This is a genomic window from Pseudomonas sp. NY15437 (assembly GCF_048068435.1).
GTDB lineage: Bacteria > Pseudomonadota > Gammaproteobacteria > Pseudomonadales > Pseudomonadaceae > Pseudomonas > Pseudomonas nitroreducens_B.
Map to the genome: position 1 here is coordinate 299,900 of NZ_JBLUQC010000004.1, position 13,188 is coordinate 313,087.

12 protein-coding genes are annotated in these 13,188 nt (G+C 64.1%); 10 read left to right on the forward strand and 2 right to left on the reverse strand.

Translation table 11 applies throughout. The annotated features are described in order from the left end of the window. Nucleotides 1–35 precede the first annotated feature (35 nt). Together ACNFIA_RS11620 and ACNFIA_RS11625 are read left to right on the forward strand one after the other, a co-directional pair. On the forward strand, nucleotides 36–806 hold the full coding sequence (locus ACNFIA_RS11620; protein WP_416784948.1) for a class I SAM-dependent methyltransferase: 771 nt from the start codon (nucleotides 36–38) through the stop codon (nucleotides 804–806). A gap of 49 nt (nucleotides 807–855) precedes the next feature. Further along, the gene (locus tag ACNFIA_RS11625) at nucleotides 856–1,350 is read left to right on the forward strand and encodes a YgjP-like metallopeptidase domain-containing protein (protein WP_259757767.1); all 495 of its coding nucleotides are present in this window, start codon (nucleotides 856–858) and stop codon (nucleotides 1,348–1,350) included. On the opposite strand, the gene ACNFIA_RS11630 is transcribed toward ACNFIA_RS11625, so the two are convergent. After that, nucleotides 1,344–1,811, reverse strand: coding sequence for a hypothetical protein (locus ACNFIA_RS11630; RefSeq protein ID WP_416784950.1), 468 nt, complete (start codon nucleotides 1,809–1,811; stop codon nucleotides 1,344–1,346). The genes ACNFIA_RS11625 and ACNFIA_RS11630 overlap by 7 nt on opposite strands. Before the next feature lie 176 nt (nucleotides 1,812–1,987). Next, a complete protein-coding gene (locus ACNFIA_RS11635) occupies nucleotides 1,988–4,417 on the reverse strand; it encodes a penicillin-binding protein 1A (protein WP_416784952.1) in 2,430 nt (809 codons plus the stop codon). 186 nt (nucleotides 4,418–4,603) lie between these two features. Between ACNFIA_RS11635 and ACNFIA_RS11640 the strand changes: the two genes are divergently transcribed. The 8 genes from ACNFIA_RS11640 to ACNFIA_RS11675 are packed head-to-tail and all read left to right on the forward strand — an operon-like array spanning nucleotide 4,604 to nucleotide 12,948. Next, complete coding sequence (locus ACNFIA_RS11640) at nucleotides 4,604–5,668, forward strand: pilus assembly protein PilM (RefSeq protein ID WP_017520515.1); 1,065 nt, start codon at nucleotides 4,604–4,606, stop codon at nucleotides 5,666–5,668. Continuing rightward, a complete protein-coding gene (gene pilN, locus ACNFIA_RS11645; protein ID WP_259757764.1) occupies nucleotides 5,668–6,258 on the forward strand; it encodes a type 4a pilus biogenesis protein PilN in 591 nt (196 codons plus the stop codon). Before ACNFIA_RS11640 ends, pilN begins: the two co-directional genes overlap by 1 nt. Then, nucleotides 6,255–6,905, forward strand: coding sequence for a type 4a pilus biogenesis protein PilO (gene pilO, locus ACNFIA_RS11650; RefSeq protein ID WP_416784954.1), 651 nt, complete (start codon nucleotides 6,255–6,257; stop codon nucleotides 6,903–6,905). The genes pilN and pilO overlap by 4 nt, the downstream gene beginning before the upstream one ends. Next, complete coding sequence (gene pilP / locus ACNFIA_RS11655; protein WP_416784956.1) at nucleotides 6,902–7,426, forward strand: type 4a pilus biogenesis lipoprotein PilP; 525 nt, start codon at nucleotides 6,902–6,904, stop codon at nucleotides 7,424–7,426. The genes pilO and pilP overlap by 4 nt, the downstream gene beginning before the upstream one ends. 53 nt (nucleotides 7,427–7,479) lie before the next feature. Beyond that, nucleotides 7,480–9,558 carry a type IV pilus secretin PilQ gene (gene pilQ, locus ACNFIA_RS11660; RefSeq protein WP_416784958.1) on the forward strand — a complete coding sequence of 693 codons (2,079 nt, stop codon included), beginning with the start codon at nucleotides 7,480–7,482 and terminating at the stop codon, nucleotides 9,556–9,558. Between the two features lie 8 nt (nucleotides 9,559–9,566). Continuing rightward, nucleotides 9,567–10,085 carry a shikimate kinase AroK gene (gene aroK / locus ACNFIA_RS11665; RefSeq protein ID WP_259757759.1) on the forward strand — a complete coding sequence of 173 codons (519 nt, stop codon included), beginning with the start codon at nucleotides 9,567–9,569 and terminating at the stop codon, nucleotides 10,083–10,085. A gap of 49 nt (nucleotides 10,086–10,134) precedes the next feature. Beyond that, on the forward strand, nucleotides 10,135–11,241 hold the full coding sequence (aroB, locus tag ACNFIA_RS11670; RefSeq protein ID WP_416784960.1) for a 3-dehydroquinate synthase: 1,107 nt from the start codon (nucleotides 10,135–10,137) through the stop codon (nucleotides 11,239–11,241). A 6-nt stretch (nucleotides 11,242–11,247) separates the two neighbouring features. Beyond that, on the forward strand, nucleotides 11,248–12,948 hold the full coding sequence (locus tag ACNFIA_RS11675) for an AAA family ATPase (protein ID WP_416784962.1): 1,701 nt from the start codon (nucleotides 11,248–11,250) through the stop codon (nucleotides 12,946–12,948). The last annotated feature ends 240 nt before the right edge of the window (nucleotides 12,949–13,188 follow it).

The following is a 13,188-nucleotide window of genomic DNA, read 5'->3' on the forward strand; positions in this document are numbered from 1 at the left end:
GCGCTGGTGCTCGCCGGGCAGGCTCTGGAGGCACGATGACGGATGTACATGGCAGTGCGCAGGAAGGTTTCACCCGCGAGGCAAAGGCCTATGCCCACGGTCGCCCGGACTACCCCGAGGAGTTGCTGGGCTGGCTGGGCGAGGCGTTGGACATCGGGGCCGGCAAGGAGGTAGTCGACCTCGGTGCCGGTACCGGCAAGTTCACATCGCTGTTATTGCGCAGCGGCGCGCAGGTCACCGCGATCGAGCCGGTGGCGGCGATGCGCGAGCAGCTCAGTGCGTCGCTGCCCGCCGTAAAGGTACTCAACGGCACGGCCCAGGCGATGCCGCTGGCGGCGGAGAGCGTCGATGCGCTGACCTGCGCCCAGGCCTTCCACTGGTTCGCCGATGAGCGCGCCCTGGCGGAGATCCATCGCGTGCTGCGTCCGGGTGGCCACCTGGGGCTGGTCTGGAACGTGCGCGACGAGCGCGTCGATTGGGTCGCCCAGGTCACGCGCATCCTCGAGCGCTACGAAGGCAGCACGCCGCGTTTCCACACCGGGCAATGGCGCCGGGCCTTTGCCGGATCGCGCTTCGAGGATCTGCGCCTGCGCGAGTTCGGCTACCAGCATGTCGGCCCGCCGGAGCAGGTCATCGTCGCGCGGACCCTGTCGGTGAGCTTCATCGCCGCGCTGCCCGACGAGCAGAAGCAGCGGGTCGCCGAGCAACTGCACGAACTGATCGCCACGCACCCGGCGCTGAAGGGGCGCAGCGAAATTGCCTTCCCCTATCGCACCGAGGCCTATAGCACCCGCGCGCGGGCCTGAGTGGGAAATGCGCTAGACTGGCGGCTGTTCTGACCGCCAGTCGTTTCCCATGCAGCCGCTTCGTTATCTCCAGGCCTATCCGCCACAGCTCCAGGACCAGGTGCGCCAGCTCATCGAGCAGGATCGCCTCGGCGACTACCTGGAGCGCCGCTATCCCGGTCGCCACGACGTGCAGAGCGACAAGGCGCTGTACGGCTATGCCATGGACCTCAAGCAGCAATACATGCGCACCGCCCCGGCGGTGGACAAGGTGCTCTACGACAACAAGCTGGATGTGGTGCAGCGCGCGCTGGGCCTGAACACCGCGATTTCCCGCGTGCAGGGCGGCAAGCTCAAGGCGAAGAAGGAAATCCGCGTCGCCTCACTGTTCAAGGACGCCGCCCCGGAGTTCCTGCAGATGATCGTCGTGCATGAGCTGGCGCACCTGAAGGAGCGCGATCACAGCAAGGCGTTCTACCAGCTCTGCGAGCACATGCTGCCCGGCTATCACCAGTTGGAGTTCGACCTGCGTGTCTACCTGACCTGGCGTGACCTGGCTCAGTAGTAGAGCCGCCCCAGGTAGAACAGCCCGACACACCACGGCAGCAACAGGGCGAAGCCCAGGTAGCGCAGCGCCCGACGCGGCCCGTGCGCGCCCCGGTTCAGCCAGTTGATACCCGCCAGCAGCAGCGCATACACCGCCAAACCTGCCAGCAGCAGCTGGTATTGCTCAACCGTGGGCGACACCGGGCCGAGGTGGGTATGGGTGAGGTGCCAGGCGCACAGGCCAATGGCCGGCACCAGCAGGATCAGCGCGACCAGCGTTCGGCCTGCCAGGCGCAGCAGGAAGGCGATCAGCAGTCCGCTCAGGCCGGCGCTGGCAATCAGCACCGCGAACAACTGGTCGAGGTAGACGAGATCAGGGGCAGGTTCGAGCGGGCGGGGTTGCGCAAGCAGGCGCAGCAAAGGCGCGCCCAGCAGCAGGGCGAGCAGGCAGAACAGCCAGCCTGGCAGGGAGCGGGGCATCCAGACCTCCTGACGAAGTTGCCGCGGGAAGCCCCTGACGTACCGGATGGGGTCAGCCGCCTGGGGTTGTTCACCGCCGCAAACGCCAGATTAATCAATGCGTTAGCGAAACGCCATGACTTTGTCGGAAGCGCTTCCCGAAAATGAGAAGGCCCCTGCACAGAGGGGCCTTCGTGTCAGAACAGGTCGATGGGCGCTTCTTCGTCCGCCGGCATGCCGCCGCCCGGAGCGCTGCCGCGAGGCAGCTCGCTCATCGTTGGAGGCGTGTCCTCCTTCTTGAACAGTTCGAAGTACGCACCCGGCGTGCCGGGGCCTGCCGCGCGACCGGTCACCGGGTCGATGCGCAGGCTGATCAGGCCGGGCGGCTCGGGCAGCAGGTGCGACGGCTTGTCCTTGAGCGCCGCGCCCATGTAGCGCATCCAGATCGGCAGGGCGACGTTGCCGCCGTACTCCGCGCGACCGAGGCTTTCCGGCTGGTCGAAGCCGACCCAGACGGTGGTCATGTAGTCGGCGTTGTAGCCGGAGAACCACGCGTCCTTGGACTCGTTGGTGGTGCCGGTCTTGCCCGCCAGGTCATCACGCTTGAGCGCCAGGGCCCGGCGGCCGGTGCCGCGCTTGATCACGTCCTGCAGCATGCTGGTCATGATGTAGGCGGTGCGGGCGTCGATGACGCGCTCGGCGGCAGCCGGCTCGACGGTGGTCTTGGCCTGGGTCGGGTCCTCATTGCCGAAGGCGTCGGTGCTGGCTGCTTCCGGTTGCGCCGGCACCTGTTCCTCGTCGTGGGGAATGCTGGGCGGGTTGGCCTGGTACAGCAGTTGCCCGTCGCGGCTTTCGATGCGCTGGACGATGTAGGGGGAGACCTTGAAGCCGCCGTTGGCGAAGACGGTCCACGCGCCGGCGATTTCCATCGGCGTCAGGGTCGCGGTGCCCAGGGCCATGGACAGGTTCGGCGGCAGGTCGTCCTTGTTCAGGCCGAACTTGCTGATGCAGTCCCGTGCGCGATTGACGCCCAGTGCCTGGAGGATACGGATCGACACCATGTTGCGCGACTTGTACAGCGCCTCGCGCATGGGGATCGGGCCGAGGAAGGTGTTGGTGTCGTTCTTCGGCCGCCAGACCTTGTCCAGGTACTCGTCGTAGAACACCACCGGAGCGTCGTTGATCAGCGAGGCGGCGGTGAAGCCGTTGTCCAGCGCGCAGCTGTAGATGAACGGCTTGAAGCTGGAACCGGGCTGGCGACGGGCCTGGGTGGCGCGGTTGTAGTTGCTCTGCTCGAAGGAGAAGCCGCCGACCAGCGCCATGATCGCGCCGTCCTGCGGGTGCAGGGACACCAGCGCGCTCTGCGCGGCCGGCACTTGGGTCAGGCGCAGCGAACCGTCGCTCTTGCGTTGTACGCGGATCACGTCACCGGCCTGCACCACGTCGCTGGGCTGGCTGGGCATGCGGCCCATGCTGTTGTTGCTGAGGTACGGGCGGGCCCATTTCATGCCGTCCCAGCTCAGGGCTTCTTCCTTGCCGTCGCGGGTCATGACCATGGCGCCGCTTTTCTCGACCTGAGTGACGATGGCCGGCTCCAGGCCGCCCAGCGGGCGCTGCTCGGCAATCGCCTGGCGCCAGGCGTCACGGGTCTTGCCCGGCAGGCGGGTTTCCGGCCCGCGGTAGCCATGGCGCTGGTCGTAGTCCTGCAGGCCTTCGCGCAGGGCGGTGTTGGCGTCTTCCTGCAGGTCACTGCGCACGGTGGTGTAGACGCGATAGCCCTCGGTATAGGCATCGCCACCGAAGCGGCCGACCAGTTCGGCGCGGGCCATCTCGGCGATGTAGGGGGCGGCCAGCTCCGGCGTCTGTACATGGTACGAGGCGCCTACCGGCTCCTGGATGGCGGCCTGGTAGCGCGCCTGGTCGATGAAGCCCAGCTTGAGCATGCGCTCGAGGATCCAGTTGCGACGCTCCAGGCTGCGCGCGGCGTTGGCCAGCGGGTTGTAGCGCGACGGCGCCTTGGGCAGACCGGCGATCATCGCCATCTGCGCCAGGCTCAGGTCCTTGATGGACTTGCCGTAATACACCTGGGCGGCGGCTTCGACGCCGTAGGCGCGGTTGCCCAGGTAGATCTTGTTGACGTAGAGCTCAAGGATCTCGTCCTTGGTGAGCGAGCGCTCGATCTGCAGGGCGAGCAATATCTCGTTGATCTTGCGGGAGAAACTGCGTTCGTTGGTGAGGAAGTAGTTCTTCGCCACCTGCATGGTGATGGTGCTGCCGCCGGTCTGGATGTGGCCGGTCTTCAATAATTGCGCGGCAGCACGCATCAGGCTTTTGACGTCCACGCCATAATGGTTGGCGAAATTGTCATCTTCAGCCGATAACAGTGCGTGGGTGAAATCCGGGGGGATTTCAGCAAATCGAATCGGCGTTCGGCGCATCTCGCCAAACTCTGCTATCAATTTGTTATCAGCACTGTACACGCGCAGCGGCATCTGCAAGCGCACGTTGCGCAAGGCCTCCACGGACGGGAGGTTCGGGCTGAGGTACAGATAGGCGCCGCTGAAACTGAGCAGCACTCCACAAATAATGGTGACACAGGTCCACCACAGAAACTTCAGCAGGCGCATCGGGAAGGTCTTGGATTTCCAGAGAAAAGAAAGAGTTAAGCGGATGGCGCGGTAAAAAGAGAAAAGCTGATCACATTATAAGCAGTTTTTTTGCTGGCGAGCCATTTGCGCAGGTGTCAAGTCTGGTATCTAATGTGGAAAAACATAAATCGTCCGTAAGTCTCGGATGCTGATAGGAAATCAGTCGTGCTAGGGCTCTTCAATAAGAAAGCGAACACGCTGCTGGGGATAGACATCAGTTCGACTTCGGTCAAACTTCTCGAATTGAGCCGCTCTGGAGGCCGCTACAAGGTAGAGGCCTATGCTGTGGAGCCGCTCCCGCCCAATGCAGTGGTAGAAAAGAACATCGCTGAGCTGGAGGGTGTCGGCCAGGCGTTGTCACGCGTGGTCGCCAAGGCGCGAACCGCGGTGAAGACGTCTGCGGTCGCCGTTGCCGGCTCGGCGGTCATCACTAAAACCATCGAGATGGACGGCGGACTCTCGGACGATGAGTTGGAAAACCAGCTCAAGATCGAGGCCGATCAGTACATCCCCTATCCCCTCGAAGAGGTTGCGATCGACTTCGAGGTGCAGGGTACGTCCGCGCGCAACGCGGATCGCGTCGATGTTCTGCTTGCCGCTTGCCGGAAGGAGAACGTCGAGGTGCGCGAAGCTGCGCTGGCGCTCGCGGGCCTGACGGCCAAGGTCGTCGATGTTGAAGCCTATGCGCTGGAGCGAGCGTTCAGTCTGCTGGGAGACCAGTTGGGCGGCAATGCCGACGAGCTCACAGTTGCGGTGGTGGACATCGGCGCCACCATGACCACGCTCAGCGTCCTGCACCATGGTCGCACCATCTATACCCGCGAACAGCTCTTCGGTGGGCGCCAGCTGACCGAGGAAATCCAGCGTCGCTACGGCCTGTCGGTCGAGGAAGCCGGTCTTGCGAAGAAGCAGGGCGGTCTTCCGGATGACTACGACAGCGAAGTGCTGCAACCGTTCAAGGACGCCGTGGTACAGCAGGTATCCCGTTCGCTGCAGTTCTTCTTCGCGGCCGGCCAGTTTAACGACGTGGATTACATCCTGCTCGCCGGTGGCACGGCGTCCATCCCCGACCTGGATCGCCTGATCCAGCAGAAGATCGGCACTCCGACCCTGGTGGCCAACCCGTTCGCCGACATGGTGCTGAGCGGCAAGGTCAACGCCGGTGCGCTGGCCAGTGATGCGCCGGCGCTGATGATTGCCTGCGGTCTGGCGATGAGGAGTTTCGACTGATGGCACGCATCAACCTATTGCCGTGGCGGGAGCAGCTGCGCGAGGAGCGCAAGCAGCGCTTCCTGGTGATTCTCGGGGCGGTGCTGGTCGCGTCGGGGGCGGTGGTGTTCCTCGGCGACCAGTATTTCAACTCGGCCATCGAGAACCAGGGCGCGCGCAACGACTTCCTGCGCAAGGAAATCGCCGTGCTGGATGCGCGCATCAAGGAAATCAGCGAGCTGAAGACGCGCCGCCAGCAGTTGCTGGAACGGATGAAGATCATTCAGGACCTGCAGGGTAACCGTCCGATCATCGGCCGGGTGTTCGACCAACTGGTTCGCACCCTGCCCGATGGCGTGTTCTTCACTGAGCTGAAGATGTCCGGCAAGTCCATCGCGATCGCCGGGGCGGCTGAATCCAACAACCGCGTCTCCAATCTCATGCGCAACCTGGATGCCTCGGAGTGGCTGACCTCTCCGAACCTGACCGAGGTGAAAGCGGTCACCCAAGGCGCTCTGGACCAGGCCAACGTCTTCCAGTTGACCGTGCAGCAGACCCAGCCTGGCGATGAGCAGGACAAGAAGAGTACCGCGCAAGGAGCCAAGAAATGAGTCTGGCCAGTTCTCTGGAGAGCTTGCGCAAGATCGACATCAACGATCTTGACCTGAATAACCTCGGTTCCTGGCCGGCGGCGGTCAAGGTCATCGCCTGCATTCTGCTGATGGCCGTGGTGCTGGCGCTGGGCTACAACTTCCACCTGAAGGATCTGCAGGACCAGCTCGACCGCAATCGCGAGGAAGAGCAGACCCTCAAGCAGCAGTTCTCGTCCAAGGCCTTCCAGGCGGCGAACCTGGAAGCCTACAAGGTGCAGATGAAGGAGATGGAAGAGTCCTTCGGCGCCCTGTTGCGTCAGCTGCCCAGCGACACCGAAGTGCCTGGCCTGCTGGAAGACATTACCCGCACCGGCCTGGGCAGTGGCCTGGAGTTCGAAGAGATCAAGCTGCTGCCGGAAGTGGCGCAGCAGTTCTATATCGAGCTGCCGATCCAGATCAGCGTGGTGGGTGGTTATCACGACCTGGCGACCTTCGTCAGTGGCGTATCCAGCCTGCCGCGGATCGTCACGCTGCATGATTTCGACATCAAGCCGGCCAGCTCGGACAGCACGTCCAAGCTGCGCATGAGCATCCTGGCGAAAACCTACCGGTACAACGACAAGGGCGTGAAGGCTACTGCCCCGGCTGCGGGAGCGAAAAAATGAGGGGGCGCCTGATCATTTGCAGTTTCCTGCTCCTGACGCTCAATGGTTGCGGCTCGGGAAGCGACTTCGCCGATCTGCAGGCCTACATGGACGAGGTGCGCGCCCGGCCGAAGGGCACCATCGAGCCGTTGCCCAAGTTCCAGGCGTACGAGGCCTTCACCTACAGTGCAGCCTCCCTGCGCAGCCCGTTCCAGCCGCCAGTGAAGATCGACCTGGCGGTCAAGCAGAAGGGCAACAAGGTCATCAAGCCCGATGAGACGCGGGTCAAGCAGTTCCTCGAAGGCTTCAACATCGAAACCTTCGAAATGGTCGGCACCCTGGCCAAGGACAGTCAGGTATTCGCTCTCGTGAAAGGTGCAGGAGGGGTGCACCGGGTGCGAGTGGGGGATTACCTCGGTCGCAACGACGGCAAGATCGTTGCGATCAGCGAAGCCAAGATCGACGTGATTGAAATCGTTCCTGATGGTGAGGGTGGCTGGCTGGAGCGTCCGCGCAGCCTGACTCTCAAGGAACGCTCCTAAGGGCGGGGATGAACATGGATAACAAACAGCAGTCTGCACGACGGATTCAGACGATGAATAAAACGCTTTCCCGCCTGGGCATTTCCGTGCTCGCGGCCGTATTCGCACCGACCCTGCTGGCTGCAAACCTGCAGAGCGTCGACGTGGCGGCCCTGCCGGGCGACCGCGTGGAACTCAAGCTCGGCTTCGATGAGCCGGTGGCGGCGCCACGTGGCTACACCATCGAGCAGCCCGCGCGCATTGCGCTGGACCTGCCGGGTGTGCAGAACAAGCTGGGCAGCAAGAACCGCGAACTGGGGGTGGGCAACGCCCGCAGCCTGACCGTGGTCGAGGCGAAGGACCGTACCCGCCTCATCGTCAACCTGGCGACGCTGGTGCCGTACACCACCCGTGCCGAGGGTTCCAACCTGTACGTCGTGGTCGGCGCCGGTGGCGCGCCTGCGGCCTCCTACGCTTCCGCGGCGCCGTCTCCGGCTCCGGCGGCCAAGCCGGCGCAGCCCAAGCCGTATATCCCGGCCGGCAAGGCGATCCGCAATATCGATTTCCAGCGTGGCGAGCAGGGTGAAGGCAACGTCGTCATCGACCTGTCCGATCCGACCGTCAGCCCCGACATCCAGGAGCAGGGCGGCAAGATCCGCCTGGACTTCCCGCGCACCCAGCTGCCGGACAACCTGCGCGTTCGCCTGGACGTGAAGGACTTCGCGACCCCGGTGCAACTGGTCAACGCCTCCGCCATTGGCGACAAGGCGAGCATCACCATCGAGCCGACCGGCCTGTACGACTACCTCGTCTATCAGACCGACAATCGCATGACCGTCAGCATCAAGCCGCTGACCCAGGACGATGCCGAGAAGCGGAAGAAGGACAACTTCGCCTACACCGGCGAAAAACTGTCGCTGAACTTCCAGGACATCGACGTGCGTTCGGTTCTGCAGCTGATCGCCGACTTCACCGACCTGAACCTCGTCGCCTCGGACACCGTGCAGGGGAACATCACCCTGCGCCTGCAGAACGTGCCGTGGGACCAGGCGCTGGATCTGGTGCTCAAGACCAAGGGCCTGGACAAGCGCAAGGTCGGCAACGTCCTGCTGGTCGCGCCGGCTGACGAGATCGCCGCCCGTGAACGCCAGGAGCTGGAAGCGCAGAAGCAGATTTCCGAGCTGGCGCCCCTGCGCCGTGAACTGATCCAGGTGAACTACGCCAAGGCGGCGGACATCGCCAAGCTGTTCAGCTCCGTCACCGGCACTGGTGGTGGCGCGCCCGGCGTTGCTGCGGCAGCCCAGGGCGACAACCGCGGCTCGATCACCGTGGACGACCGCACCAACAGCATCATCGCCTACCAGACCCAGGATCGCCTGGACGAGCTGCGCCGCATCGTCGCCCAGCTGGACATCCCGGTGCGCCAGGTGATGATCGAGGCGCGCATCGTCGAAGCCAACGTCGACTACACCAAGGAGCTGGGCGTGAACTGGAGCGGTTCGCTGTCCGGTCACGGTAACTTCGATGTGTCCGGCGGCACCAACAGCACGGGCAATACCTTCGTCGATCTGGGGACTTCGAACGTGACTCCGACTTCGGGGATCAGCATCGGCTTCACCACCAACAACACCATCCTGGACCTGCAGCTCAACGCCATGGAGAAGACCGGTAACGGTGAAGTGGTTTCCCAGCCGAAGGTCGTCACCTCCGACAAGGAAACCGCGAAGATCCTCAAGGGCTCGGAGATTCCGTACCAGGAAGCCAGCTCCAGCGGTGCGACCTCGGTGTCCTTCAAGGAAGCGGCGCTGTCCCTGGAAGTGACCCCGCAGATCACGCCGGACAACCGCATCATCATGGAAGTGAAGGTCAACAAGGACGAGCCGGACTACGCCAACGCGCTGAACGGCGTACCGCCGATCAAGAAGAACGAGGTGAACGCGAAGGTGCTGGTCAACGATGGCGAAACCATCGTGATCGGTGGTGTGTTCTCCAACACCCAGACCAAATCGACGGCGAAGGTGCCGTTCCTGGGCGACGTGCCGATGATCGGCCGCCTGTTCAAGAACGACTACGTGACCGACAGCAAGAACGAGCTGCTGGTTTTCCTTACCCCGCGGATCATGAATAATCAGGCCATTGCCATCGGCCGTTGATCAATGTCGTGTCCAATTTGATTCTGGTAGGCCCGATGGGTGCTGGTAAAAGCACCATCGGGCGTCTTCTCGCCAAAGAGCTTCACCTCGTCTTCAAGGATTCGGATAAAGAAATCGAGCAGCGCTGCGGAGCCAACATCCCCTGGATATTCGATGTCGAGGGCGAGGCTGGCTTCCGTGAGCGTGAGCAGTCGATGCTGGCCGAGTTGTGCGATGAAGGGGGCATGGTCATTGCCACCGGTGGCGGCGCAGTGATGCGCGAGGCCAATCGCCTGATCCTCAAATCCGGCGGCAAGGTGATCTACCTGCATGCCTCGGTCGAGCAGCAGATTTCCCGCACCGCGCGCGACAAGAATCGTCCGTTGCTGCAGAAGCCCAATCCGGAGCAGATCCTGCGTGACCTCATGCAACTACGTGATCCGCTCTATCGCGAAATCGCCGATGTGATCATCGAGACCGACGAGCGGCCACCGCGTCTCGTCGTCCTGGAGATCATCGAACGTCTACGTGAGCTGGAGCGCCATTAACGGCGTTGCAATCTGCGGTATCCTATCCCCTTTCTTGCCCGGGGGTTTCATGCGCACACTCAATGTCGATCTGGCCGATCGCAGCTACCCGATCTACATCGGAGAGGGGCTGCTGGATGATCCGCGCTACTTCGAGCCGCACATCCGCGGCCGCCAGGTAGCCATCGTCACCAACGAAACCATCGCGCCGCTGTATTTGGATCGACTGCAGAAGACCCTGGCCGGCTATCAGGTCACCACGGTCGTGTTGCCCGACGGCGAGGCCTACAAGCAGTGGGAAACCCTGCAGCTGATCTTCGATGGGCTGCTGACCGCGCGCCATGACCGCAAGACCACCCTCATCGCGCTGGGCGGCGGCGTCATCGGCGACATGACCGGGTTTGCCGCCGCCTGCTACCAGCGCGGCGTCGACTTCATCCAGGTGCCGACCACCCTGTTGTCCCAGGTGGACTCCTCGGTCGGCGGCAAGACCGGCATCAACCACCCGCTGGGCAAGAACATGGTCGGGGCCTTCTACCAGCCCCAGGCCGTGGTGATCGACACCGCGACTCTCAAGACCCTGCCGCCCCGCGAGCTGTCCGCGGGCCTGGCGGAAGTGATCAAGTACGGCTTGATCTGCGACGAGCCGTTCCTCGCCTGGCTGGAAGCGCGAATGGGCGACCTGCTGGCGCTGGAGCCAACCGCGCTGACCGAAGCCATCGAGCGCTCCTGCGCGGCCAAGGCCCGTGTGGTCGGCGCCGACGAGAAGGAAACCGGCGTGCGCGCCACCCTCAACCTGGGTCATACCTTCGGCCACGCCATCGAAACCCACATGGGTTATGGCGTCTGGCTGCACGGCGAAGCCGTGGGTGCGGGAACCGTGATGGCGCTGGAGATGTCGCATCGGCTGGGATGGCTGACAAAGGCCGAACTCGACCGGGGCATTCGCCTGCTTGCCGCGGCGAAACTGCCGGTGGTCCCGCCGCAGGAAATGAACGCCGAGCATTTTCTCGAGCACATGGCCGTCGACAAGAAAGTGCTCGATGGCCGTTTGCGTCTGGTATTGCTCCAAGGGCTGGGGGGCGCGGTCGTGACCGCCGAATTCCCCCGTGAGATTCTGGAAGAAACACTGCGCGCTGACTACCAGGCACTGGTCGGTCAGGCAGGAGAACACTGAGGTCCCATGTCCAGCTTGCATGCCGATGAGGCCTTCCTGGCCCACTACCAGTTCAGCCACGATCCGTTCGCACCGCGGGTTCCGGGCTTCAAGTTCTTCCCGGCGCAGCGCAAGCCCGTGCTGGGCCAGCTGCACCACCTGGCGCGCTACAGCCACCTGCTGCTGGCCGTCACCGGCCCGCTGGGCAGCGGCAAGACGCTGCTGCGCCAGGCCCTGGTGGCCAGCACCAACAAGGACGCCGTCTCCAGCGTGGTGATTTCCGGTCGCTCGGTGACCGACGAAGCCACCCTGCTGCGTCAACTGGCGCAAGGCCTGGGGATCACCCAGACCAGCATCGAGGCGATCCTCGCCAAGGTCGCCCAGCTGGCGATTACCGGCCAGGACGTGTACCTGCTGGTGGATGACGCCGAGCAGCTGCGTGACGACGCGCTGGAAGTCCTCCTGCTGCTGGCTGCCGGCAATTCCGAAGCGCGCCTGCACGTCTTCCTGTTCGGGGAGCCGGAGCTGCTGTCGCGCCTGGAAGCGCTCTCCGAAGGCGAGGAACGATTCCACGCCATCGAGCTGCAGCCCTACAGCGAGGAAGAGACTCGCGAGTACCTGGCCCAGCGCCTGGAGGGCGCGGGGCAGGGCATCGAGCTGATCTCCGCCGACCTGCTGAGCGACATCCATGAACAGTCTGGCGGCTGGCCGGGCGCGATCAACCAGACCGCCCGCGACGCGATGATCGAGGCGATGCTGGCCGACCGCGGCGGCGAGCGCAAAGCCGCCGGTGCCGGCTTCAAGCTGCCGAAGAAGCACCTGGCGATCCTCGGCGTGGTCGCCATCGGCGTCATCGCCGCCTGGTTCATGCAGGGCAAGACCAGCAAGCCGGACACGGCGAGCAACACCGCCGCGCAGACATCCTCCCAGCTGCCGCTGGGCGGCGCCGCGCCGCAGCCGAGTGCGCAGCCGCAGCCGGACGCCCAGGGCAGCGGCCCTTCGGTGGAATTCGCTGGCTCCAACCAACCGCTGCCGTTGCCGCTGGTGGGCGAGAGCCAGCCGGTGATCCGCGAGCCCATGGCCCAGGCCGGTGGCCAGGACGATGCTGACGACGGCGCGATGCCCTCCGCGGCCATCCCGCCGACCGTGACCACCAGCGCACCGCCGGTTACCCCGTTGGCCAACAACGGTCCGAAACCGCTGAACCCGGTGCCGCCGGCTCCCGTTCAGCAGCAGGCGGCCATTCAGCCCGCCCCGGCTCCGACCCCGGTGCCGACGCCGCGTCCGGAACCGGTCAAGCCCGCCGCCACCGCGCCGGCCAAGTCCGTCCAGGCCGCCAAGCCGGTTGCTGCGACCAAGCCTGCGACCACCGTGGCCAGCGCCAAGCCGGCGAGCGCCGCCAGCAAGCCGGCCGCGGCCGCCGCCGGTGGTGCGGGCGGTAGCAGCTGGTACCAGTCCCAGGCGGGTTCGCGCTATGCCGTGCAGTTGCTCGGGACCAGCTCGGAAGCCAGCGCCAAGGCCTTCGTCAGCCAGCAGGGCGGCGGTGAGTACCGTTACTTCCGCAAGAACCTGCAGGGCAAGCCCTTCTACGTCGTGACCTATGGCAGCTTCGCCGACCGCGCCTCCGCTCAGGCGGCCATCAAGAAGCTGCCGGCGAAGGTCCAGGCGTCCAAGCCCTGGGCGCGACCCTTCTCCAGCATCCAGCAGGACATCGCCGGGGCGCGCTGAAAGGTCGCACCGTCGCAATGCTGTAAAAGCCGAGCCCCATAGCCTGGGGCTCGGCTTTTTTATTGGCTTGTGTCTTTTGCTGCATTCTTATAAAAATGCGACATCGGGTGTCAGCAGTGCGTCAAAAAAAACAGTGACGCCGCTTTCCCCATGTGTACAATGACCTCCCTTTGCCTATCGGAAACTTGCCGCTTGAGCGAGTAGACAGGCGAAGTGCTTGAAGAGGGTCTGCTGACGTTT